Genomic DNA, 23,957 nt, shown 5'->3' with positions numbered 1-23,957 from the left:
ATGAGCGTTATTATCGTTGGCGGCGGTATGGCGGGCGCGACGTTGGCGCTGGCCATTTCGTCGCTCACTCAGGGAAGAATGGCGGTGGATCTGGTCGAGGCGACCCGGCCGGATGACCGCAGCCACCCAGGTTTTGACGCCCGCGCCATCGCATTGGCGCAGGGTACCTGCCAACAGCTGGCGCGCATCGGCGTTTGGCCGGCGCTGCGCGATTGCGCTACGCCGATCACTCAGGTGCACGTCAGCGATCGCGGGCACGCCGGCTTCGTGAATCTGCAGGCGCAAGACTATCAGGTCGATGCGCTCGGCCAGGTGATCGAACTGCACGACGCCGGGCAGCGGCTGTTCGCGCTGCTGGCCAAGGCGCCGGGTGTCACGCTGCACTGCCCGGCGCGGGTGGTGGACGTGATCCGCACCGCAGAGCGGGCGGAGGTGCTGCTGGACAACGGCCAGCGTCTGCGCGGGCAGCTGCTGGTGGCGGCCGACGGTTCGCGCTCTGCGCTGGCGCAGGCCTGCAACGTGCAGTGGCGGCAGGAGGACTATCCGCAGTTCGCCACCATCGCCAACGTCACCACGGCGGAAGATCCGCAGGGGCGCGCCTTTGAGCGCTTTACCCGCTATGGGCCGCTGGCGCTGTTGCCGATGTCGCAGGGGCGCAGTTCACTGGTGTGGTGCCATGCGCGTGAAGATCGCGCCCAGGTGGATGCCTGGGACGACGAGCGCTTTATCGCCGAGCTGCAACAGGCTTTCGGCTGGCGGCTGGGGCGTATCCTCAAGGCCGGTAAACGGCACAGTTATCCACTCGGGCTGCTGACCGCCGATCGCCATGTCAGCCACCGGCTGGCGCTGGTGGGCAACGCGGCGCAAACGCTGCATCCTATCGCCGGGCAGGGGTTCAACCTTGGCCTGCGCGACGTGATGTCGCTGGCGGAAACGCTGGCGGAAGCGGCAGACAGCGGCGAAGACGCCGGCGGTTACGCACTGCTGAGCCGTTATCAGCAGCGGCGGCAAAACGATCAACAGGCGACGATCGGCGTGACCGACGGGTTGATTCATCTGTTCGCCAACCGTTATGGCCCGCTGGTGATTGGGCGCAATCTGGGGCTGATGGCGATGGAACGTTTGCCGGCGATACGCGATGCCTTCGCCAAGCGTACGCTGGGCTGGGTGGAACGTTAGAGACATGGTCGGGCGCTTTAACGCGCCCAAAGCGCGGCGCGGCAAGGCGTCGCGCGTTATTTAAGGAAATCGAGCAGCATGCAATCATTTGACGTGATTATCGCCGGTGGCGGTATGGTGGGGCTGGCGTTGGCCTGCGGCCTGCAGGGCAGCGGGCTGCGCGTGGCGGTGCTGGAGCAGCGCCAGCCGGAGATGGCGCCGCCGTCGGAACAGCCGGCCCTGCGCGTCTCCGCCATCAATGCCGCCAGCGAGCGTTTGCTGCAGCACATCGGCGTGTGGGACGACATTCTCCAGCTGCGCGCCAGCGCCTACAATGCGATGGAAGTGTGGGATCGCGACAGCTTCGGCAAGATTGCTTTCCGCGGCGACGAGTGCGGCTTCAGCCATCTCGGCCACATCATCGAAAATTCGGTGATCCAGCAGGCGCTGTGGAAACGCGCCGAAAGCCTGTCGGACATCACGCTGATTACCCCGGCCGCGCTCAAGCAGGTAGCATGGGGCGAAAATGACGCCTTCGTCACGCTGGAGGACGGGCGCATGCTGACCGCCCGGTTGGTGATCGGCGCCGACGGCGCCCAGTCGTGGCTGCGCCAGCATGCCGATATCCCGCTCACCTTCTGGGATTACCGTCACCACGCGCTGGTGGCCACCGTTCGCACCGAAGAACCGCATCAGGCGACGGCGCGGCAAATTTTCCACGGCGACGGCATTCTGGCGTTCCTGCCGTTCAGCGATCCGCATTTGAGCTCTATCGTCTGGTCGGTGACGCCGGAAGAAGCCGAACGGCTCAAACGGCTGGAACCGGAGCAATTCAACCGCGAACTGGCGATGACCTTCGACATGCGCCTGGGGGCTTGCAGCCTGGAAAGCGAACGGCTGGCGTTCCCGTTGACCGGCCGCTATGCGCGCAGCTTCGCCGCGCACCGCCTGGCGCTGGTGGGCGATGCGGCGCATACCGTGCACCCGCTTGCCGGGCAGGGCGTGAACCTGGGCTTTATGGATGCCGCCGAGCTGATTTCCGAACTGCGCCGCCTGCAGCGGCAGGGCAAGGATATCGGCCAGCACCTCTATCTGCGCCGCTATGAGCGCCGCCGCAAACATGGCGCGGCGGTGATGCTGGCCAGCATGCAGGGTTTCCGCGAACTGTTTGACGGCAACCACCCGGCCAAAAAGCTGCTGCGTGACGTGGGCCTGCGGCTGGCGGACAGCCTGCCGGGCGTCAAGCCTAAGCTGGTGCGTCAGGCGATGGGCCTGAACGATCTGCCCGAGTGGCTTGCCTGATCCCTTCCTTCTGCGGGCCCGCACCGGGCTCGCGCTTCTCGCCTTATTCCATCGCTTTTCCTTATATAACCCTTCATTTGAAATAATCTAATTTCAGCCGCTTTTTATCATTACTTTTTCTAATTCCATGTTCGGTTATCAAAAGTCGGGATCCCATGCGCGACCATCTGTTTGTTATATAACTTCGGCGTTTTACCGCTTTAATTGTTAATTTTGTGCCTTAAGGCGCATTTTTCCAGTGAAAAACTCTGCACACTACCCCGGCATTTTACCGCCCGGGAACGGCGATGAGCCTATTTTAACTTATGGTTAATGTGGTCGTTCGGTGATAAGTTCGAGGGAAAGGTATCGTTTGCGTCACGGCGGTTACACGCAGTTTCCGCCCGTCCCGGCGCAGCATTTGTGTTGAGCAGTCAGTGCGCCATGGCGATCGGGCCGCGAGCCAGGCTCCGCCGCATTGCGTGGCAGCACCCTAACTTCTAGCGACGAGTGGAAAGAGGGAAAAGATGGCAAAGCAAACCCCACTGTACGACCAGCACGTGGCGTGCGGTGCGCGCATGGTAGACTTTCACGGCTGGATGATGCCGCTGCACTACGGCTCGCAGCTTGATGAGCACCACGCGGTGCGTCAGGATGCCGGCATGTTCGACGTGTCTCACATGACCATTGTAGATCTGCACGGCGCCCGCACCCGCGAGTTCCTGCGCTACCTGCTGGCGAACGACGTCGCCAAACTGACCCAACCCGGCAAAGCACTGTACACCGGCATGCTGAATGCCTCCGGCGGCGTGATCGACGACCTGATCGTTTATTTCCTCACTGAAGACTATTTCCGCCTGGTGGTGAACTCCGCCACCCGCGACAAAGACCTGGCCTGGATCGAAGAGCACGCCGCGCCGTATGGCGTCGCGCTGACGGTGCGCGACGATCTGGCGCTGATCGCAGTGCAGGGCCCGCAGGCCAAAGAGCGTGCCGGCACCCTGTTCACCCCGGAACAAAAAAGCGCGGTCGAGGGCATGAAGCCATTCTTCGGCGTGCAGGCCGGCGAGCTGTTCATCGCCACTACCGGTTACACCGGCGAGGCCGGCTATGAGATCGCGCTGCCGAAAGAGCAGGCGGCGGATTTCTGGCAAAAATTGCTGGCCGCGGGTGTCAAGCCGGCCGGTCTGGGCGCGCGCGACACGCTGCGTCTGGAAGCGGGCATGAACCTCTACGGGCAAGAGATGGATGAAGGCGTTTCGCCGCTGGCCGCCAACATGGGCTGGACCATCGCCTGGCAGCCGGAAGATCGCCGTTTCATCGGCCGCGAAGCGCTGGAGCAACAGCGCGAGCAGGGCACCGAGCAACTGGTCGGCTTGATCATGACGGAAAAAGGCGTATTACGTAATGAGCTGCCGGTGCGTTTCACCGACGCGGCGGGGCAAACCCACGAAGGCGTGATCACCAGCGGCTCGTTCTCTCCGACGCTGGGCTTCAGCATCGCGCTGGCGCGCGTGCCGGCAGGCATCGGCGAGCAGGCTATCGTGCAGATCCGCAACCGTGAAATGCCGGTCAAAGTGACCAAGCCCGGTTTCGTTCGCGCCGGCAAGCCGCTGACAAATTGATTTTTTATTGATTGATTCTTTTATTTCTTCGAAGGAGTAACCGGCGATGAGCAATGTGCCAACAGAATTGAAATACGCATCCTCCCACGAGTGGGTTCGTGCAGAAGGTAACGGCGTTTACACCGTAGGCATCACCGAACACGCGCAGGAACTGCTGGGCGATATGGTGTTTGTCGATCTGCCGGAAGTGGGCCGCAGCGTCGCCGCCGGTGAAGATTGCGCCGTGGCGGAATCCGTCAAGGCGGCGTCGGACATTTACGCGCCAATCAGCGGCGAAATCGTGGCGGTGAACAGCGAGCTGGAAAGCTCCCCGGAGCTGGTCAACAGCGAACCTTACGGTGACGGCTTCCTGTTCCAGATCAAAGCCTCCGACGAAGGCGAGCTGGCGAACCTGCTGGACGCCGCGGCTTATCAGGCCTCGATCGACGAGTAATCGTGACCACGCCCCAGGCTTCTCGGCCGGGGCGTTTTAGTTACCGTTCAAGCTATATCCCGTATCACGCAAGCATTCAGGAATTTGTAGCAATGACTCAGACACTCAGCCAACTCGAACACAGCGAAGCGTTCATCGAACGCCACATCGGCTCTTCTGCGGAACAACGCCAGGAGTTGCTGGCAGCGGTGGGCGCTCGCTCGCTCAGCGCGCTGATCCAACAGATCGTGCCGGCGGATATTCAGCTGCCGGGGCCGCCGCCGGTCGGCGACGCGGCGACCGAACACCAGGCGCTGGCTGAGCTGAAGGCGATCGCCTCGCAAAATCAGCGCTACAAATCCTATATCGGCATGGGCTACAGCGCCGTGCTGACGCCGCCGGTGATCCTGCGCAACATGCTGGAAAACCCGGGCTGGTACACCGCTTATACCCCTTATCAGCCGGAAGTGTCGCAGGGCCGCCTGGAAGCGCTGCTGAACTTCCAGACCGTGACCCTCGATCTGACCGGCCTGGATCTGGCCTCCGCGTCGCTGTTGGATGAAGCGACCGCCGCCGCCGAAGCGATGGCGTTGGCCAAACGCGCCAGCAAGCTGAAAGACGCCAACCGCTTCTTTGTGGCTGACGACGTGCATCCGCAGACGCTGGACGTGGTGCGCACCCGCGCCGAAACCTTCGGCTTCGACGTCATCGTCGATAAAGCGGAAAAAGTGCTGGAGCTGGACGGCGTGTTCGGCGTGCTGTTGCAACAGGTGGGCACCACCGGCGAGCTGCACGACTACAGCGCGTTGCTGGCCGAATTGAAATCGCGCAAAATCATCACCAGCGTGGCCGCCGACATCATGGCCCTGGTGCTGCTGACCGCGCCGGGCAAGCAGGGCGCCGACGTGGTGTTCGGCTCCGCGCAGCGCTTCGGCGTGCCGATGGGCTACGGCGGCCCGCACGCCGCCTTCTTCGCCTGCCGCGACGAGTTCAAGCGTTCGATGCCGGGCCGCATCATCGGCGTTTCCCGCGATGCCGCCGGCAACACCGCGCTGCGTATGGCGATGCAGACCCGCGAGCAGCATATCCGCCGCGAGAAGGCCAACTCGAATATCTGTACCTCCCAGGTGCTGTTGGCCAACATCGCCAGCCTGTACGCGGTGTACCATGGCCCGCAAGGGCTGCAGCGCATCGCCGGGCGTATCCACCGCCTGACCGACATTCTGGCCGCCGGGCTGCAGAAGGCCGGCCTGACGCTGCGTCATAACACCTGGTTCGACACCCTGACCGTTGAAGTGAAAGACAAGGCTGCCGTGCTGGAACGTGCGCTGAGCTTCGGCATCAACCTGCGTACCGACATTCACGGCGCCGTGGGCATCACGCTGGATGAAGCCACCTCGCGTGAAGACGTGCAAACGCTGTTCGCACTGCTGGCCGGCGACAACCACGGCCTGGACATCGACGCGCTGGACGCGGCTGTGAGCAAGAACAGCGCATCGATCCCGGCCGCCATGTTGCGCCAGGACCCGATCCTGACCCACCCGGTATTCAACCGCTATCACAGCGAAACCGAGATGATGCGCTACATGCATCGCTTGGAGCGTAAGGATCTGGCGCTGAACCAGGCAATGATCCCGCTGGGCTCTTGCACCATGAAATTGAACGCTGCGGCGGAAATGATCCCGATCACCTGGCCTGAATTCTCCGAACTGCACCCGTTCTGCCCGCCGGAGCAGGCTGCCGGCTACCAGCAGATGATCGGCCAACTGTCTCAGTGGCTGGTGCAGCTGACCGGCTATGACGCGGTGTGCATGCAGCCGAACTCCGGCGCGCAGGGCGAATACGCCGGCCTGCTGGCGATCCGTCGCTACCACGAAAGCCGCAACGAAGCGGGCCGCCACGTCTGCCTGATCCCGAGCTCGGCGCACGGCACCAACCCGGCCTCCGCCCAAATGGCGGGCATGAGCGTGGTGGTGGTCGCCTGTGACAAGAACGGCAACATCGATCTGCACGATCTGCGCGTCAAGGCGGAGCAGGCAGGTGAAGAACTCTCTTGCATCATGGTGACCTACCCGTCGACCCACGGCGTGTATGAAGAAACCATCCGTGAAGTGTGCCAGATCGTGCATCAGTTCGGCGGTCAGGTATATCTGGACGGCGCCAACATGAACGCCCAGGTGGGCATCACCACGCCAGGCTACATCGGTGCGGACGTTTCGCACCTCAACCTGCATAAAACCTTCTGCATCCCGCACGGCGGCGGCGGCCCGGGCATGGGCCCTATCGGCGTGAAAGCGCACCTGGCGCCGTTCGTACCGGGCCACAGTGTCGTGCAGATCGACGGCGTAACCACCCAGCAGGGCGCGGTCTCCGCGGCGCCGTTCGGCAGCGCCTCCATCCTGCCGATCAGCTGGATGTACATCCGCATGATGGGCGCGGAAGGCCTGAAGCAGGCCAGCCAGATGGCGATCCTGAATGCCAACTACATCGCAACTCGTCTGAAAGACGCGTATCCGATCCTGTATACCGGCCGCGATCACCGCGTGGCGCACGAATGTATCCTCGATATTCGTCCGCTGAAGGAAGAGACCGGCATCAGCGAAATGGACATCGCCAAGCGCCTGATCGACTTCGGCTTCCACGCGCCGACCATGTCGTTCCCGGTAGCGGGCACGCTGATGGTCGAGCCGACCGAGTCGGAAAGCAAAGTGGAGCTGGATCGCTTTATCGATGCGATGCTGGCAATCCGCAGCGAGATCGACCGCGTCGCCAAAGGCGAATGGCCGCTGGAAGACAACCCGCTGGTGAATGCGCCGCACGTGCAGGCGGAGCTGGTCAACGACTGGCAGCACCCGTACAGCCGCGAGCTGGCGGTGTTCCCGGTGGCCGGCGTGCGCGAGAACAAGTACTGGCCGAGCGTTAAGCGTCTGGACGACGTGTACGGCGACCGTAACCTGTTCTGCTCTTGCGTGCCGATGAGCGATTACGAATAACACGTTCGGCAAAGTTTGTGTTTGGGGGACACCGCATCATGCGGTGTCCCTTTTTATTTTATAGCGGCCTATTTTTTCCTGTACGTTCCCACGATTTAAGGAGTCACCATGCAAGCGGCAATCGTAACAGCGCTGGGGCAAGCCCCGGTTTTCGGCACTTTTGAGGAGCCCCAGGCGCAGGCGAATGAAGTGCCGATCGACGTTCTGGCGGCCGGCATCAAACAGCTGGATCGCGCCACCGTCGCCGGCACCCACTATTCCAGCCCGAAGCAATTGCCAATTGTGCCCGGTACCGACGGCGTGGGCCGTACGGCGGACGGAAAACGGGTGTACTTTGCCTCCTTCCGCCGTCCTTACGGTGCGATGGCTGAGCGCAGCGTCGCGTCATGGACGGTGCCGGTACCGGAGGCGGTGGATGACGCCACGGCGGCTGCGCTGATCAATCCGGCCTTCGCCGCCTGGTTGCCGTTGCGCTGGCGAGCGGATCTGCAGCCCGGTGAAACGGTGCTGATCATCGGCGCCACCGGCACCTCAGGCAAACTGGCGGTTGCCGCGGCGCGTCAGGCAGGGGCTGGGCGTATCGTTGCCGCCGGCCGTCGGCTGAGCGTGCTGGAGGCATTGGGCGTGGATGCCACGGTGGATCTGAGCCTGCACGGCGAGGCGCTGACGCAGGCCTTCGCGGCAGCGGCGGGGCCGGGCGGTTATCAGGTGATCGTCGATTACATCTGGGGGCCGGCGACCGAAGCGCTGCTCGCGACGCTCAATAATCACGATCTCTCGTCTTACGCCGGCGGACGCGGCATTCGCCTGGTCAACGTCGGTTCGATGGCCGCGCCGGACATCCGGCTGCCGGCGGCGGTGCTGCGCAGCAACCAGCTGCAGATCCTCGGCAGCGGCACCGGCAACTTCCCGCCGATCCCGGAGATGCAGCGCTACGCGGCCGAGATTTTGGCGCTGGCGGCGACCGGAGCGCTCACTATCGAGACGCAGGAGCACGCGTTGGCGGAGATCGCCGAGGTGTGGGATCTGAACAAGAAAAGCGACGTGCGTTCGGTGATGCGCATTGCCCGTTAACCCCGGCCGCTAGCGGCACGGGCAGACCAGATGAATGTCTTCCGGCTCACGGGCGAACAATTCGGTATCCGGTTGTTCGATGAGCCGGCAACCCTGCGCCAGATAGAAGTCTACGGTGCTTTTGTTGGGAATGGAGGAGACATACAGCCCGGCGGCGCCGTCTTGCGCCGCCTGACGCAGGCAGAGTTGGAACAGCTGCTTGCCTAACCCCTGGCCGCGTTTGTGCGCGCTGACGTAAAAGAACAGCAGCTGGCGCAGATCCCGCTGTGGGCCGCGCGGTTCGGTGTCCAGCGCCGCCGCTGCCACGATCTCCTCGCCTTCGAACAGCGCGAAGAACGCGCCGCCGCGATCGAAGCAGGCTTCGTGGATCGGCGTATAGGTTTCCCGATCGTGCGGATCCCAGCCGCGCACGTCGTAGTAGTCCGGGTAGGCTTGCAGCTTGCCGTCGTGCAGGCGATACAGAGTGTCGATAATTTCGCTGCGGTCGATATCCCATAGCCGGTCGAGTTGCTGCCGTTGCAGCAGAACAGGGGCGATCATGGTCGTTGTTCCCTCTCAGTCTGCGGCCGATAACTTTCCGGCAAATCGATGATGAAGCCGATGCCGCGATCGTCAAGGCCTTCGGTGACGCGCAGCTGCGCGCCGATTTTGTCGGCCAGGTTTCGGGCGATGGCCAAGCCGAGCCCGCTGCCGGTTTGCTGCGTGCCGGGCACGCGGTAAAAGCGCTCAAACAGGCGGGAACGGTGTTCTTCGCTCACCCCCGGGCCGTTGTCGCGCAACGTAATATAGCAGCCGAGCGGCGCCAGCGAGCGGATATTGGCTTCGATACGGCTGCCGGGGGGCGCGTACTTGAGCGCATTGTCCAGCAGGTTGGTGAAGATGGCGATCAGCGCATGGCGATCGGTACTCACCACCACGTCCTCGCTGCCGTCGAGCGAGAGTTCCACATCCTTTTCCAGCGCATAGGGGACGTGCTGCGCGATGCATTTGCCGATCTCTGCGTAGATGTCCACCGCCTCAATTTTCAGTGGAAAATCTTCCGCCTCCAGCTTGGCCAGGTTGATCAGCTGGCGCGACAGCGATGCCGCGCGATCTAGCCCTTGCTGCATGTCGCCGATGATCTCCCGGCGCTCCTGCTGCTCGCCGACCTGGGTCAGCAGGTGCAGCTGTGCCAGCACGGCGGCGATCGGCGTGCGCAGCTCGTGCGCCGCATCGGCCATAAAGCGCTTCTCGCGCTGATTGGCGGCGTCGATGCGCGCCATCAGCTTGTTGACCTCCATCACCACCGGCCGGATTTCCTGATACTGCTCGCTGACGTTGATCGGCGACAGGTTGCCAGGCTGGCGATCGGAGATGGTGCGGGCGATCTGGCGCAGCGGCCGCAGGCTGAAATAGGCGGTAAACAGCAAGGTAACGATGATGGCTGCCAGAATGCCCAGCAGCGGTACGGCGGTGCTCTCCGCCGGGTTGCCGAACAGCGTGGTGCGATCGTTGAACGATTCGCCGACGATCACCCGGTACTGGTGCTTTTCGCTCCAGCTGCCGGCGAGATGCCAGTTGGCACCGGCGTAATTGACGGAGCCGGACAGCACCGAAGGCGGCAGGCGCAGCGGTTCTCCCTGCGTTTGCGAACTGTAAAGCACCCGGCTGTCCCGATCGTAAACCACAAACAGCGGGTGATAGTCGATTTCATCCTGCATGCCGTTATTGATGGAATCAATGTACATGCCTTCAATGGTCTTGATGATGCCGCGGTAATCGATATTGTCAGTGCCGGTTTCGTCGAGAATATTGGCGATGCCTGCAGCGACGATGCGTTGCTGGTTATCGAAATATTTCTCCATGTCGGGGTAATACCAATATTTCACCCAGGCGACGAGGATCCCCCACAATAATAAAATGGCCAGCACCTGAAAAATAATGGTACGCATAAAGAAGGATTTGAAACCGATCATTCCGCTACTCTTTCTTCAGCAAATAGCCAATGCCGCGTACGGTAATCACTCTTTCTTTACCGATTTTGCGCCGTAAATTATGCATGTGCACTTCCAGCGAGTTACTTTCCACGCTGTCGCCGTGGCCGAACAGCCGCTGTTCCAACACCGCTTTGCGCACCACGGTGCCGGCGCAGCGCATCAGTTCGTGCAGCAGGTGATACTCTTTTTTCGACAGCATCAGCAGTTCGTTATCCAGCATGACCTGATGGTTGACCGGATCGAGATACAGCGCGCCGAGGCTCCAGGTTTGAGAAGCGAAGCCCGCCATGCGCCGGTTAACCGCTTTGACGCGCGAGATGAGTTCGGGCAGCGCAAAGGGTTTGGCCAGAAAGTCGTCCGCGCCGGAGTCGAGGCTGTTCACCAAGCTTTCGATGCGGTCGCGAGCGGTCAGGATGATGATCGGAATATTTTGCCCGGCGGCGCGCCAGGCGATCAGCTTCTGCAAACCGTCGCCGTCCGGCAGCGTGAGATCCAACAGCATCAAATCGAACCCGCCGGGTGAAAGTTTATTTTCCGCGTCGGTGAGCAGGCGCACCCAGCACAAATTAAAGCCGGCCAGCTCCAATGCGCGGCACAGCGCCTTGCCTAATTGCAGGTCGTCTTCCACCAACAGTATGTTCACGTTATTTCCGCTGAGAGCCTTGAGTCGCGCTTATCTAACTATAACGCTGACGGGAAGACAACGGGGAAAACCGCTCTGCCTGCGCGTTCTTAAGCAAACCTTAATCTGGCTTTAATCTCGCGTTAAGGGAGCGGGGGGGAATTTCAGTTATTTTGCTGCCATTCGAAATCATGGCTGGGGGAGCGAAACATGCAGACTGAAGGTTTCCCGAACGCGGGCGCCTCGCGGCGGCTGATGTATTCAGGCGTGGCGACGTTGCTCGTTTTGTTGCTGTTGTCTTTTCGCGGCGATGCGCAGAGCCATAGCCACGGCGGCCATCATGCTTCCGCTTTGCAGCGGGTGCATCAGGCGGCGGCGACGGATGCTTACGGCTGCGCCAAGTCGCGCATTAAAAAGCAGCTGCGCCGCCTGGCTCAGCTTTGAAGCGGTTTTTAGGGAGCCGCTCTATACTCTGACGGGCATACGGGGCGCCTGCGCGCAGGCCGCTGTGTTGATATCGCTAACCAGAGAAAAAACAGTATGACGAAAGTGGCATTGGTGACCGGCGCAAGCCGGGGGATTGGCCGCGCGACCGCCTTGCTGCTGGCCCGGCAGGGCTATGCGGTGGGTGTGAATTACCTGCGTGACGAAAATGCGGCGCGCCAGGTGGTGGCGGAGATCGAGGCGCAGGGCGGTAAGGCGCTGGCGCTGCAGGCCGACGTGGCCGATGAAGCGCAGGTGATGGCGATGTTCAGGGCGCTGGATGCCGGGCTGGGCACGCTCAGCGCGCTGGTCAACAACGCCGGCATTCTGTTCCAGCAGGCGAACATTGAACAGTTGACCGCCGAGCGCATCAATCAGGTGCTCGGCACCAACGTCACCGGTTACTTCCTGTGTTGCCGCGAGGCGGTGAAACGCATGGCGCAGCGCCATGGCGGGCAGGGCGGCGCTATCGTCAACGTTTCCTCCGCGGCGTCCCGGTTGGGGGCCGCGGGGGAATACGTCGATTACGCCGCCTCGAAAGGCGCCGTCGATACCCTGACCATCGGGTTATCGCGCGAGGTGGCGGCGCAGGGCATCCGCGTCAACGGCGTACGGCCCGGATTCATCTATACCGAGATGCACGCCAGCGGCGGCGAGCCCGGCCGGGTGGATCGCGTGAAGGACAGTTTACCGATGCAGCGCGGCGGGCAGCCGCAGGAAGTGGCGGAGGCGATCGCTTGGCTGCTGTCTGACGCTGCGTCTTACGTGACCGGTACTTTTATCGAGGCAGCAGGCGGGCGTTGAATGCATGAGGGGGTTTTGACATCCCGTCGTGCGGAGTGTATTTTGATTAAATAACAATCAAAATGTAGTTACAAAAATGTATGTTTATTTTGAATGGAATCAGGATAAAAATCACAGCAACCAGCGTAAACACCGTGTCAGTTTTGAGATAGCGCAACGGGTTTTTCTGGATCCCAACCATTTGGCTGTGCTGGAAAGGATCGAGGATGGAGAAGAACGTTGGCAAACGATCGGTATGGTCGGATCCTGTTTGCTGTTGCTGGTGGCACATACGACGATCGAAACGGATGTCGAAGGCGATACCGTCGAGATCGTGCGTATCATTTCAGCACGCAAGGCCGATGCCAAAGAGAGGGGAAGATATGAAGCGCAAAAATTCCGCCAAAAATCTGGCCCATAGCGTACTCCCGCCGTTGACGGAGGAGCAGAAAGCGCAAATTGCTTCACTGAGTGCGTTGCCGGACGAGGACATCGATTATGCCGATGCGCCGGCGCTGGGGGAAGAAACGTGGCAGACTGCGGTGCAGGGGCGTTTTTATAAGCCGATGAAAGTATCGAAGACCATCCGAATCGATGCGGATGTGTTGGCTTGGCTTCAGCGGCCAGGCAAAGGCTATCAGAAACGCCTGAACGCCGTGTTGCGTGAGGCGATGTTGAAAGAGCATGAGCACGAAGAATAATGTGTGTCAGGCGGCTAACGATCCGGTGAGATTCTCACCGGATTTTTTTGCTGTTTTTTAAGGCAACGCCTACCAACGTCGGCCACCTCTCGATGGAGCTCGATCAAAACTATAAAAACGGTCATTCCGCGGAGCGTGAAATGTGACCGTTTACCGTTTATCTCCTGCTCATCGGCAGAACAGGGTCATCATAACTATTCCCGGTAATATCCTGCGCCGCGGGGTTACCCGTCGTGCAGCAGCGCAGTGCGGAATGACAGGATATGCGCCTGCGCGGCCTCGGCGGCGGCGGCGCTGTCTTGTGCGGCCAGCGCGGCGATAATTGCCCGGTGTTCGTCGATCACTTCGCGCATATGCCCTTCCCGCGACAGGGTGCTGGCCCAAAAACGCTGCGCCCTGGCGTGCAGTACACTCAGGATATCCGCCAGCATGTTATTGCCGGCGATCTGCGCCAGTTCCTGGTGAAATTCATGATCGAGTGTCATCATGCGCACCCTATCTCGCTCCTGGCTCGCGGCTTCGATTTGCCGATTGAGTTCGGTCAGCGTTGCTATCTGCCTCTCGGTAATCTTCTGGCTTGCCAGCCGCATACACAGCATCTCGTTAGCCAGCCTTACTTCGATCAATTCCAACGCATCGTCCATCGACAACGGTGAAACCATCACGCCCTTGCGCGGGATGACCTGCAATAACCCCTCGTTGGCCAAGCGGTGGATTGCCTGATTGATCGGCGTTCTCCCCATATCCAGGTCGTTCATCACCTGCGCGGTATTGAGATATTCGCCCGGCTTGTAGCTGAGTGTGACCAGCGCCTGTTTGAAACGCCGGTAGGCCAGCTCGTTCAGTGACACGCCGGCTTCTTCCGTCATCGGGCGCTGCGGGCTTTCTGCGTCAACAGTCTTCACGTTTTGCTCCTGCAAGAAGAAAGTTTTTAGACATAGTACACAAAAACATGGCATGGAAATCGCTTATTTGGTAACTAAAGATATAGTGAAATTTCACAGTGTTTTAACAAAAGGGGCGAAACTGCCATGAGACTGACCTTCACTTTACCTGAATCCTGCGGCGCGGCGACGTTGAATGTTGAGATTGATCATCTGGTGATCGCCGGTTGGACCGGACGCGATCGCGAGGCGATCTTGCACCATATTCGTGAATTGGCCGAGCTGGGCGTGCCCCAGCCCAGTGCAATCCCCCTGTTTTACCGCGTTGCCGCCAATCAGTTGAGCCAGCAAGAGACCATTGAAGTCATTGGCAACGCGACGTCCGGCGAAGTGGAACCGCTGATTTTTGCCCACCGCGGCGAACTGTTCGTGTCATTGGCGTCCGATCACACCGATCGTCAACTCGAAGCGCACAGCGTGGCGCTGTCGAAACAGATTTGCGTTAAACCGGTGGCGCGAGCCGCCTGGCCGCTCCAGGAGGTGTTGGAACATTGGGACAGTTTGATCTTGCGTTCGTGGATCAGGGAAGAGGGCGAATGGCGATTGTATCAACAGGGCTGCCTTGCCGCGTTGCGTACGCCCGGTGATTTGCTGGAACGTTACTTCACCGGTATGCAACCGCCGGAGTGCGGGCTGGCGCAGCCGCAAACGCCCGACGGGTTGGCGATGACTTGCGGCACGGTGGCGGCGATCGGCGGCATTCGACCGGCTGGCGAGTTTCGCATGGAACTGGTGGACGACGTGCTCGGGCGAACCATCAGTCATCGCTACCGCAGCATCGAACTGCCGGTGGTGGCGTAATGAAAAAGCTGACTTTGATGCAGGCCACCGCCGGGCTGGCTAGCGGTGAGTTCACCGCAGTGCAACTCACCACCGCCGCTTTGGCGCAGATCGTCGATGAGCGGGGAGAGGGGGGGCGCGCGTTTACGCGAACATACACCGAGTGGGCGCAACGGCAAGCGCAGGCCTCCGATCGGCGACGCGCCGCCGGCTCGCCTCTGTCGGCGCTGGATGGCGTGCCGATCTCGGTCAAGGATCTGTTTGACGTGGCCGGTGAGGTGACCACGGCCGGTTCGCGCGTATTAGCGGACGCGCCAGCCGCTGAAAAACACGCTGCGGTAGTGGAACGGCTGTTGCAAGCCGGCGCGGTGGTGGTTGGCAAAACGACGATGACGGAGTTCGCCTATTCCGGTCTGGGCATCAATCCGCATTACGGGACGCCGGCCAATCCTTGGGAGCGCCAGGCGGCGCGCATTCCCGGCGGCTCCTCTTCCGGTGCGGCGGTGGCGGTGGCCGACGGCATGTGCCTGGGCGCGATTGGCAGCGATACCGGCGGGTCGGTACGCATTCCCGCCGCGCTGTGCGGGTTGACCGGTTATAAACCCACTGCACGGCGCATCAATGACGCTGGCTTACTGCCGCTGTCGCCTTCGCTGGATTCGATCGGCGTGATCGCTCATGACGTCGCCAGCTGTATTGCGCTGGATGCACTGATTGCCGGCTGTCCGCTGCGGGTGCCGCAAAAAACGTTGGCGCAGGCGCATTTTGCCGTGCCGCAAGCGGTGGTGCTGGATGAACTGCAGCCGGAAGTTGCCGGGGCGTTCCAGCGCAGCCTGCAATGCCTGAGTCAGGCAGGCGCACGTATTGAATTGATCCCCGCCACGGCGTTCGCCGAGCTGGCGGCGATCAATGCCGATGGCGGTTTCACCGCGCTGGAGTCCTGGCGCTGGCATCAAGCGTTGATCGCTGAACGGGCCGATGGCTATGACCCAAGGGTGCTGTCGCGCATTCGCCGCGGTGCATCCTTGGGCGATGCTGAGCTGCAGCTGTTGCAGCGACAACGTGCCGACTGGCAGCGGCGAGTTACGGCGGCGCTGCAGAGTTTTGACGCTTTGCTGATGCCGACCGTGCCGCTGATTGCGCCAACTATCGGCGAGCTGGCGGCGGATGATGCCTACTTCCGTTGCAACGGACTGATGCTGCGCAATCCCGCGATCATCAATTTCCTCGACGGTTGCGCGTTGTCCTTGCCTTGCCAACAGCCAGGAGAGGCGCCGGTCGGACTGATGCTGGCTGGGTTGCCGATGCGTGATGAGGCGTTGTTGGGGTGGGCGCTGGCGATCGAGCGCTGCCTCGCCGACGCGTGATTTTCCGGTGGGCGCAGGCCTGCCTTTTGAGATGACCAGGAGAATATTCATGAACGATTCCCAGAACGGAATGCTGTTTGTCGCGACGGATGTCGCCACGCAGGATGATGCGGATTTCAATCGCTGGTATGACCGCGAACATGTGGAGGAGCGAGTGCGGGTGCCCGGCTTTTTATCCGGCACACGCTATCGGGCATTGCAGGGGGGGCGTCAATATTTGGGGTTGTATAAAACCGAATCGTTGGCCAGTTTTACCTCCGAAGCCTATCGCGCCGCGTTTCAACACCAAACGCCATGGTCGGTGGCGAGCCTGGAGAAAATGCGAGATCCAATGCGCAGAGTGTGTGCGGTGGAGGCGGTCACTGGCCAAGGGTGCGGCAGTCATCTCTGTATCTTCGTGCTGCCGTCGGCGGCATCGGAAGCGCTGCATGCCCGCATCTTGCAACTGGGCGCGCAGCTGGCTGAACAGCCTGGATTCGTGCGCAGCAGCCTGTTGACGCCGGATGCCGAACTCAGTTCCCCGCTGCCGAAAGAATCGCGAGAAAACCGCCGAATGTTGCCGATGCTATTGATCGAAAGCAGCGACGCCGAAGCCGGCCTGCGTTTAAGCGAGCAGGCCGCTGAAGCGCTGAACATGCCCGCCGCCGATGCCTGGCATTATGCCCTTGGCTGGCAACTGACTGCACAGGAGCTGACATCATGAATGCATACACCACTGAAACGGCACAGGTTGCCGCACCGGCCGCAGAAAGTGCCGCCGCAACGCCCAATACCGGCAAACTTGCGGCGGCCAGCTCGATCGGTACGGCGCTGGAATGGTACGATTTCACCGTCTACAACATCATGGCCGCGTTGATTTTCAACCATGTATTCTTCCCATCGTTCGATCCGCTGGTGGGCACGATTCTGGCTTTCTCCACTTACGCGGTGGGCTATGTTTCCCGGCCGATCGGTGGCATCTTATTCGGCCACCTTGGCGATGTGTTGGGGCGGCGCTTTGTACTGGTCACCACGCTGGTGATCATGGGCGTGACCACGGCGTTGATGGGATTGCTGCCCGGCTACGCCAGCTGGGGGATTTGGAGCCCACTGCTGCTGGTGACGCTGCGCTTTATTCAGGGCATTGCGCTGGGCGGAGAATGGGCGGGTGCGGTACTGTTGTCGATGGAACACGGTAAGCCGCATCAGCGCGGGCGCAACGCGTCCTTTGCTCAGGTAGGGCCGTCCTGCGGTTCGTTGATCGGCACAGGCCTCATTACGCTGGTGACGTTGGCGATGTCGGCGGACGATTTTCAGCAATGGGGCTGGCGGATTCCGTTCCTGCTGAGTCTGGTGCTGGTCATTTTCGGTTTGTGGCTGCGCCGGGGTGTGGGTGAGACGCCGGCATTTTTGCAACTGGAGGCGTCGAAAGATGTTACGCAGTCGCCGGTGCGCGAAGTCTTCACGCAGCACATGCGTCCGCTGCTGATCGCCGGCGGATCGCGTATCGGCTCTGACGTGCTCTATGCGTTGGTGGTCGTGTTCACGTTGACCTACGTCACCACCGTGCTGAATCTGCCGCGCCCGCTGGCGCTGGGTGCCACCATGCTGGGGGCGATAGGCAACGCCGTCGCAGTACCGCTGTTTGGCGCGTTGTCGGATCGCTTCGGCCGTCGTCCGGTGTATATCGGCGGTGCATTGGCGGCGATAGTGTGGGCGTTTGCGTTCTTCGTCCTGCTCGACAGCAGTCAACCGGTGTTGATCTGCATGGCTGTGGTGATTGGGCTGTTGATCCATGCGGCGATGTATGGGCCACAGGCGGCATTCATCACGGAACAGTTCCCGACACGGGTGCGTTATGCCGGCTCTTCGTTAGCCTATACCTTGGCGGGGATTATCGGTGGCGGCTTTGCCCCGCTGATCATCACTTCTCTGTTTAAATCTTACGACAGCACGCTGGCGATTTCCGCCTATGTTGCGTTGGCTCTGCTTATCACACTTTGGGCGGTATGGGCGGCGCGGGAAACGGCGCATAAGCCGCTGTAAATAGAACGCCGGGCTACTTTGGGGCCGGCGCTCGGTCAAAACCACACAAACGGTCATTAACGGTCATGCTGCGGAACGTGGAATTGTGACCGTTTACCGTTTCTCTCCTGTCTGTCTAAGACGCACACACATCATAACTGCCTGTTACTCCACACTTTCGTAATTATTCATTTCATTTCCTTCCCGATTTTTTTGACAACTATCACAGCGCGATCGTTGACCGATCGCGGGGCGATGCGCTTTGCGTCTGCGCGCAAAACGCGGCGCGGCAAATCGATATCGTAATCATCGTCGTGGAGGAGAAAAGAAACATGCTGCCTGTAGAACGTCATCGCTTTATCACCGAAGTCTTGAGCCAGCGCGGCCGCGTGATGGTGCAGGAGGTGGCGCAGCTGTGCCACATCTCTATCGAGACGGCGCGGCGTGATCTGGCCTTGCTTGAACGGCGCGGCCTGCTGCTGCGCAGCCACGGCGGCGCGGTGTTCGTCGAGCCACCGGCGGTGGAGAAAACCTATGTGCCCGCCGAGATAGACCAGGGGGAATCTTTCCGCCAGCGCAGCAACGAGGCGCCGGAGCAGAAAACGCGTATCGCCAAACGCGCGCTGGAGTTTATCGCGCCGGGGGATTGCCTGCTGCTGGACAGCAGCTCAACCAGTTGGTTTTTGGCGCGCCAGCTGCCGGATATTTCACTGGTGGTGCTGACCAACTCGCTGCACATCATCCAGACGCTGGCCTGCAAGGCCAACGTGCGCACCATCGGACTGGGGGGCGAGTATTCCGCCAAGTACGAGGATTTTATCGGCGTGCTGGCGGAGCAGATGCTGAAGGAGTTCGTGATCAACAAGCTGTTCTTCTCCTGCCACGGCATCTGCCAGGACGGCGGTATCCGCGAGAGCAACGAGCACCATGCGCGGTTGAAGCAGCAGATGCTGCTGGCGTCGGAACGCAAGTTCCTGTTGGTGGACAGCAACAAGTTCGGCCGCCGCTCGTTCGCGCGCATCTGCCACTACCGGGAAATAGACACCCTGATCACCGACAGGCTTGGCGACGACGAGTTTCGTCAGGAATTGGCCTGGAATAACGTCGACGTGATTGAAGTTTCACCCGCCGCGAAAAGGGCGGCGCGATAACAACAACGAAAACCTTTTATTACAGCCAACACTTGTGGAGAGAGAACAATGAAAAAATCCGTACTGGTCGGTCTGTTTGCCTCGCTGCTGCTGTCGGTCTCCGCGCAGGCGGCGGACAAGCTGAAAATGGGCGTGGTGGTGAAGATCGGCGGCATTCCCTGGTTCAACGCCATGGAGGCCGGCATCAAAAGCGAGAGCGCCAAACGCGGCATCGACGCCTGGATGGTCGGGCCGACGGCGGCGGATCCGGCGCTGCAGGTGCGCGCCATCGAGGATCTGATCGCGCAGAAGGTGGACATTATCGGCGTGGTGCCGAACGACGCCCGGGTGCTGGAGCCGGTGCTCAAGCGCGCGCAGGAAGCGGGCATCAAGGTGATCGTGCACGAATCCCCCGGCCAGAAGTACGCCGACTGGGATTTTGAGCTGGTGGACGCCTCGCAGCACGGGGTCAACCACATGAAAGCGCTGGCCGCCTGCATGAAAGAGCAGGGCAAGTATGCGGTGTATGTCGGCAGCCTGACGGTGCCGCTGCACATCACCTGGTCGGACTCGGCCATCAACTACCAGAAGCAGCACTACCCGAACATGCAGCTGGTGGGCGACAAGTTCGGCGTGGGGGAATCGCTGGATGACAGTGTGCGCACCACCAACGATCTGATGGCCAAATATCCCGATCTGAAAGGCGTGCTGGCGTTCGGTTCGCAGGGGCCGATCGGCGCCGGGCGCGCGGTGCTCAACCGCGGCAAAAGCAACGATATCTGCGTCATTGGGCCGTTCAGCCCAGGCCAGGGCGCTTCGCTGGTCAATCGCGGCGCCATCAAGGGCGGTTATATCTGGAATCCGATGGTGGCCGGCGAAGTGTTCGTGCGCATCGCCGACATGATGCACAAAGGAGAAAAAATCACCGATGGCATGACCATCGAGGGTATGGGTAAGGTGCAGGTGGATGCGCAGCAGCACACTATTCTCGGCAACGCCACCGAAAGCCTGGATAAGCAAAACCTGCCGAAGCTGGTGAAAATGGGGCTGTAATCATGGCGATTTCCGGCAATACGGCAACGCAGGGTGCACCGCTGATCGCGTTGCAACAGCTGTCGATGACCTTCGGCGGGCAGCGAGCGCTGAACGATATCTCACTGGCGCTGATGCCGGGGGAGGTGCACTGCCTGGCCGGTACCAACGGCTGCGGCAAGAGCACGCTGATCAAGGCGATCGCCGGCGTGTATCAACCGGATGACGGCAGCCGCATTACCCTCGATGGGCAAACCTTCGGCCGGCTGTCGCCGGATCAGGCGCGCGCCTTCGGCATCCAGGTGATCTATCAGGATCTGTCGCTGTTTCCCAACCTGACGGTGGCGGAAAACATCGCCTTCGAGCACAACCTGCGCGGGCTGTTGGGGTGGCACCGGCCGGCGCGGCTGCGGCGCACCGCCGAGCGCCTGCTGCAGGAGCTGAGTTTTAATCTCGATCTCGACAAACGGGTGGCGGAGCTGCCGATTGCCCAGCGCCAGCAGGTGGCAATCTGCCGCGCGCTGGTGGCGGAAGCGCGGCTGGTGATCATGGATGAACCGACCGCCTCACTGACCCGCACCGAGGTCAATCAGCTGCTGCGCACGGTGGATTACCTGAAAGCGAAAGGCATCTGCGTGGTGTTCGTCAGCCACCGGCTGGACGAGGTGCTGGAGATCTCGGATCGCGTCACGGTGATCCGCGATGGCAACAAGATCGGCACCTGGCCGGCGGCGGAGATCACCGGCGATCGCCTGACCGAGTTGATGACCGGCTTGAAGCTGGATTATCGCCTGAAGTCACCGAGCATGAATAAGGATCGGGTGATGCTGGAGGCGGATCGTCTCAGCCGCGCCGGGCAGTATCAGGACGTGAGCTTCCGCCTGCATCAGGGCGAGGTGCTCGGGCTGTGCGGACTGCTCGGCTCCGGGCGTACCGAGCTGGCGCTGAGCCTGTTCGGCATGACCCGCCCCGACAGCGGCAAGCTTTATCTCGACAGCAAACCGGTACGCTTTCGCGGCCATGAGGACGCCATCAAGGCCGGCATCGGTTACGTCTCGGAGGATCGCCTGACGCTGGGGCTGGTGCAGCAACAGTCGGTGGCGGACAACGCGGTGCTGACCATTCTCGATAAGCTGCGCGGGCGTTTTCGCCTGATCGACGATTACCGCAAGAATCGCATCGTCGCGGAGTGGATCGCCAAACTCGGCGTGCGGGTGGCGGATCCGGATCAGGCGGTTTCGACGCTGTCCGGCGGTAATCAGCAAAAGATCGTGCTGGCCAAGTGGGTGCTGACCCAGCCGCGGATCCTGATCCTCGATTCGCCGACCGTTGGCGTCGACGTTGGCGCCAAGGCCAGCATCTACCAACTGATCCATCTGTTGGCGCAGGAAGGGATCGCCATTCTGCTGATCTCCGATGAAGTGCCGGAGGTGTATTACAACTGCGATCGGGTGCTGCACTTCAGCGGCGGCAGCGTGATCGGCGAATACCTGCCGGGGCAGGTGAGCCAGCAGCAGCTGGCGGAGGCGGTCAATGCGTAGATTCAGTCTGAAACCGCGCGGCAACGAAGGCTACCTGGCCTGGGTGCTGCTGCTGACGGTCATCGTCTTTTCGCTGCTCAGCGATCAGTTTTTGACGGTGCAAAACCTGCTCGACCTCAGCGAAAGCTACGCGGTGAGCGGCATATTCGCCCTCGGCCTGTTCGTGGTGCTGGTGACCGGCGGCATCGACATTTCCTTCGCCGCAGTCGCCTCGGTGGTGCAGTACCTGATCGCCACGCTGGCGACGCATTACGGCCTGGCCAGCCCGGCGGGCAGTATTTTGCTGGCGTTGGCGATCGGCGCCGCGCTCGGCATGGTCAACGCGCTGTTGATCTACTGCCTGCGCATCGTCTCGATCATCGTCACCATCAGCATGCAGGCGTTGTTGTTCGGCATGTTGATGTGGTTGACCAACGGCCGCAGCCTGTACGCCTTGCCGGACTGGTGGACGCTGCCGCGCAGCGTGCTGCCGTTCCAACTGGGTGAGCAGAGCTATCAGCTCGGTTTGCCGACGCTGGTGATGCTGGCGGTGGCACTGCTGACCTGGCTGCTGCTGAACAAAACGCACCTCGGGCGCCAGCTGTTTGCCGTCGGTGGCGATGCGGAATCGGCGCGGCGCATCGGCATCCGCGTCGGCCTGCTGCATCTGTTCGCCTATGGCTATCTGGGCGCGATGGCGGCGATCGGCGGCCTGGTGCAGGTGTACCGCATGGGGGAGGTGGTGCCCAACGCGCTGGTGGGCGGCGAGCTTGACGTGCTGGCGGCGGCGGTGCTGGGCGGCGCCAGCCTGAACGGCGGCAAGGGCAGCGTGGTCGGCACGCTGATGGGCGTGTTCCTGATCGGCGTGCTGAAAAACGGCCTCAACCTGATCGGCGTGTCCAGCTACTTCATGAACGTGGTGATCGGTCTGGTGATCGTCGCGGCGATCACCGTCACTCACTACAAGAAACGCAAAGAAACCGACGTCGGTTTCGCCTGAGGAGCACCTGATGGGCAACAACCTGAAATTTCGTCCAGACGGGGCCGCCGTCGGTTTGCTGGCCTTGCTGTTGGCGGTGGTGCTGGCCTTCAGCCTGCTGATGCCGGGGCGCTTCTTCAGCGGCGCCACCTTCACCAGCGTGGCCTTCCAGTTGCCGGAGCTGGGCCTGCTGACGCTGGCGATGTTCATCCCGATCCTCAGCGGCGGCCTGAACCTGTGCATTATCGCCAGCGCCAACCTGACTAGCCTGCTGATGGCCTGGCTGTTCATCAGCTATCTGCCGGCGGACGCCGGGCTGGGCTTGCAGGCGCTGTGGCTGGTGTTGGCACTGGCGGCGGCGATGCTGCTGGCCGGGCTTATCGGCGCGGCGACCGGCGCACTGGTGGCGTACGTCGGTGCACATCCGATTCTGGTGACGCTGGCCACCATGACCACGGTCAACGGTATCGGCATCTACCTGACGCGCGGCGCGGCCCTAAGCGGTATGCCGGAGATCGTGCGGTTTATCGGCGCTGAGAGCGTGCTGGGTATGCCGGTACCGCTGTGGATCTTCCTGGTGGTCGCCGCGTTGCTGGCGCTGTTCTTGCAGAAAACCCGGCTCGGCAAATGCATCTACATGAGCGGCAGCAACATCAACGCTACCCACTTCAGCGGCGTGAATACCCATCGAGTACTGATCGCCATTTACACCCTCTCCAGCCTGCTGTGCGTCATTGCCGGGCTGGTGATGATGGCGCGCTTCAACTCGGCGCGCATGGGCTACGGCGACTCTTACCTGCTGCTGACGGTGCTGGCGATCATTCTGGGTGGCACCGATCCATTCGGCGGTTTTGGTCGGGTCAGCGGCGTGGTATTGGCGCTGATCGTGCTGCAGGTGATCGCGACCGGTTTGAACCTGATGAACGTCAGCCCGCATTTCAGTCTGGCGATGTGGGGCGCGGTGCTGATCGCGGTGCTGGCGATGAAGTTTTTCCGGCATCGCTATCGGCAGCGGCGGGCGATGCGCCGCAGCGCGGCCCAGGCCAGAACCGCGGCGGGCCACTGATCCCTTTTCCCTTTTGCGCAGGATAAC

Annotated in this window: 23 protein-coding genes; 19 read left to right on the top strand and 4 right to left on the bottom strand. The window is 61.4% G+C overall.

Features of this window, described 5'->3' with window-relative positions; genetic code table 11:
- The 6 genes from ubiH (at position 1) to BVU99_RS04435 (ending at position 8,543) form a co-directional block, all read left to right on the top strand.
- A complete protein-coding gene (ubiH, locus tag BVU99_RS04460) occupies positions 1 to 1,179 on the top strand; it encodes a 2-octaprenyl-6-methoxyphenyl hydroxylase (RefSeq protein WP_049206143.1) in 1,179 nt (392 codons plus the stop codon).
- 78 nt (positions 1,180 to 1,257) lie between these two features.
- On the top strand, positions 1,258 to 2,460 hold the full coding sequence (gene ubiI / locus BVU99_RS04455) for an FAD-dependent 2-octaprenylphenol hydroxylase (protein ID WP_025304151.1): 1,203 nt from the start codon (positions 1,258 to 1,260) through the stop codon (positions 2,458 to 2,460).
- Between the two features lie 506 nt (positions 2,461 to 2,966).
- A complete protein-coding gene (gene gcvT, locus BVU99_RS04450) occupies positions 2,967 to 4,064 on the top strand; it encodes a glycine cleavage system aminomethyltransferase GcvT (RefSeq protein WP_004931631.1) in 1,098 nt (365 codons plus the stop codon).
- A 46-nt stretch (positions 4,065 to 4,110) separates the two neighbouring features.
- A complete protein-coding gene (gene gcvH, locus BVU99_RS04445) occupies positions 4,111 to 4,497 on the top strand; it encodes a glycine cleavage system protein GcvH (RefSeq protein WP_099817444.1) in 387 nt (128 codons plus the stop codon).
- Positions 4,498 to 4,589: 92 nt separating this feature from the next.
- Positions 4,590 to 7,469, top strand: a complete 2,880-nt coding sequence (gene gcvP / locus BVU99_RS04440) for an aminomethyl-transferring glycine dehydrogenase (protein ID WP_049296196.1) — start codon at positions 4,590 to 4,592, stop codon at positions 7,467 to 7,469.
- A 108-nt stretch (positions 7,470 to 7,577) separates the two neighbouring features.
- Positions 7,578 to 8,543, top strand: coding sequence for a zinc-binding alcohol dehydrogenase family protein (locus tag BVU99_RS04435; protein ID WP_089181254.1), 966 nt, complete (start codon positions 7,578 to 7,580; stop codon positions 8,541 to 8,543).
- Positions 8,544 to 8,552: 9 nt separating this feature from the next.
- On the opposite strand, the gene BVU99_RS04430 is transcribed toward BVU99_RS04435, so the two are convergent.
- Genes BVU99_RS04430 through BVU99_RS04420 form a run of 3 tightly spaced genes read right to left on the bottom strand, consistent with a single transcriptional unit; the run spans position 8,553 to position 11,162 of the window.
- Positions 8,553 to 9,080 (bottom strand): GNAT family N-acetyltransferase, encoded by a 528-nt coding sequence (locus tag BVU99_RS04430; RefSeq protein ID WP_244590490.1) that lies wholly within the window; start codon positions 9,078 to 9,080, stop codon positions 8,553 to 8,555.
- Entirely contained in the window at positions 9,080 to 10,498 is a 1,419-nt protein-coding gene (locus tag BVU99_RS04425) for an ATP-binding protein (protein WP_099817446.1), read from the bottom strand. The genes BVU99_RS04430 and BVU99_RS04425 overlap by 1 nt, the downstream gene beginning before the upstream one ends.
- Before the next feature lie 4 nt (positions 10,499 to 10,502).
- Positions 10,503 to 11,162 (bottom strand): response regulator, encoded by a 660-nt coding sequence (locus BVU99_RS04420; RefSeq protein ID WP_025304145.1) that lies wholly within the window; start codon positions 11,160 to 11,162, stop codon positions 10,503 to 10,505.
- Positions 11,163 to 11,351: 189 nt separating this feature from the next.
- Here BVU99_RS04420 and BVU99_RS04415 point away from each other — a divergent pair, with 189 nt between their 5' ends.
- The 4 genes from BVU99_RS04415 (at position 11,352) to BVU99_RS04400 (ending at position 13,108) form a co-directional block, all read left to right on the top strand.
- Positions 11,352 to 11,585: a hypothetical protein gene (locus BVU99_RS04415; protein ID WP_099817447.1), complete on the top strand. Its 234-nt coding sequence runs from the start codon at positions 11,352 to 11,354 to the stop codon at positions 11,583 to 11,585.
- A 96-nt stretch (positions 11,586 to 11,681) separates the two neighbouring features.
- Positions 11,682 to 12,428: an SDR family oxidoreductase gene (locus BVU99_RS04410; RefSeq protein WP_025304143.1), complete on the top strand. Its 747-nt coding sequence runs from the start codon at positions 11,682 to 11,684 to the stop codon at positions 12,426 to 12,428.
- Positions 12,429 to 12,504: 76 nt separating this feature from the next.
- Positions 12,505 to 12,828 (top strand): BrnT family toxin, encoded by a 324-nt coding sequence (locus BVU99_RS04405; protein WP_071845113.1) that lies wholly within the window; start codon positions 12,505 to 12,507, stop codon positions 12,826 to 12,828.
- Positions 12,791 to 13,108 carry a BrnA antitoxin family protein gene (locus tag BVU99_RS04400; protein WP_049296194.1) on the top strand — a complete coding sequence of 106 codons (318 nt, stop codon included), beginning with the start codon at positions 12,791 to 12,793 and terminating at the stop codon, positions 13,106 to 13,108. The genes BVU99_RS04405 and BVU99_RS04400 overlap by 38 nt, the downstream gene beginning before the upstream one ends.
- 224 nt (positions 13,109 to 13,332) lie before the next feature.
- Here the strand turns inward: BVU99_RS04400 and BVU99_RS04395 are convergent, their stop codons facing one another.
- Positions 13,333 to 13,977, bottom strand: a complete 645-nt coding sequence (locus BVU99_RS04395; protein WP_169540627.1) for a GntR family transcriptional regulator — start codon at positions 13,975 to 13,977, stop codon at positions 13,333 to 13,335.
- 162 nt (positions 13,978 to 14,139) lie between these two features.
- On the opposite strand from BVU99_RS04395, the gene BVU99_RS04390 reads away from it, so the two are divergent.
- From BVU99_RS04390 to BVU99_RS04350, 9 genes are all read left to right on the top strand, one after another.
- Positions 14,140 to 14,853 (top strand): DUF2848 domain-containing protein, encoded by a 714-nt coding sequence (locus tag BVU99_RS04390; protein WP_025304139.1) that lies wholly within the window; start codon positions 14,140 to 14,142, stop codon positions 14,851 to 14,853.
- Positions 14,853 to 16,199: an amidase gene (locus tag BVU99_RS04385; protein WP_043142628.1), complete on the top strand. Its 1,347-nt coding sequence runs from the start codon at positions 14,853 to 14,855 to the stop codon at positions 16,197 to 16,199. Before BVU99_RS04390 ends, BVU99_RS04385 begins: the two co-directional genes overlap by 1 nt.
- Before the next feature lie 49 nt (positions 16,200 to 16,248).
- Positions 16,249 to 16,902, top strand: coding sequence for a DUF4286 family protein (locus BVU99_RS04380; protein ID WP_043142626.1), 654 nt, complete (start codon positions 16,249 to 16,251; stop codon positions 16,900 to 16,902).
- Positions 16,899 to 18,224 carry an MFS transporter gene (locus tag BVU99_RS04375; protein WP_043142622.1) on the top strand — a complete coding sequence of 442 codons (1,326 nt, stop codon included), beginning with the start codon at positions 16,899 to 16,901 and terminating at the stop codon, positions 18,222 to 18,224. The genes BVU99_RS04380 and BVU99_RS04375 overlap by 4 nt, the downstream gene beginning before the upstream one ends.
- A gap of 311 nt (positions 18,225 to 18,535) precedes the next feature.
- A complete protein-coding gene (locus BVU99_RS04370; RefSeq protein WP_049208216.1) occupies positions 18,536 to 19,354 on the top strand; it encodes a DeoR/GlpR family DNA-binding transcription regulator in 819 nt (272 codons plus the stop codon).
- 48 nt (positions 19,355 to 19,402) lie between these two features.
- Positions 19,403 to 20,386 carry a substrate-binding domain-containing protein gene (locus BVU99_RS04365; RefSeq protein WP_025304134.1) on the top strand — a complete coding sequence of 328 codons (984 nt, stop codon included), beginning with the start codon at positions 19,403 to 19,405 and terminating at the stop codon, positions 20,384 to 20,386.
- 2 nt (positions 20,387 to 20,388) lie between these two features.
- Positions 20,389 to 21,906, top strand: coding sequence for a sugar ABC transporter ATP-binding protein (locus BVU99_RS04360; protein WP_043142616.1), 1,518 nt, complete (start codon positions 20,389 to 20,391; stop codon positions 21,904 to 21,906).
- Positions 21,899 to 22,885, top strand: coding sequence for an ABC transporter permease (locus tag BVU99_RS04355; RefSeq protein WP_025304132.1), 987 nt, complete (start codon positions 21,899 to 21,901; stop codon positions 22,883 to 22,885). The genes BVU99_RS04360 and BVU99_RS04355 overlap by 8 nt, the downstream gene beginning before the upstream one ends.
- Positions 22,886 to 22,895: 10 nt before the next feature.
- Positions 22,896 to 23,930 (top strand): ABC transporter permease, encoded by a 1,035-nt coding sequence (locus BVU99_RS04350; protein ID WP_089181253.1) that lies wholly within the window; start codon positions 22,896 to 22,898, stop codon positions 23,928 to 23,930.
- Positions 23,931 to 23,957: the final 27 nt, after the last annotated feature.

Source organism: Serratia sp. OLAL2 (assembly GCF_002752475.1).
Lineage (GTDB): Bacteria > Pseudomonadota > Gammaproteobacteria > Enterobacterales > Enterobacteriaceae > Serratia > Serratia bockelmannii.
This window is presented reverse-complemented; position numbering and strand designations above follow the sequence as displayed.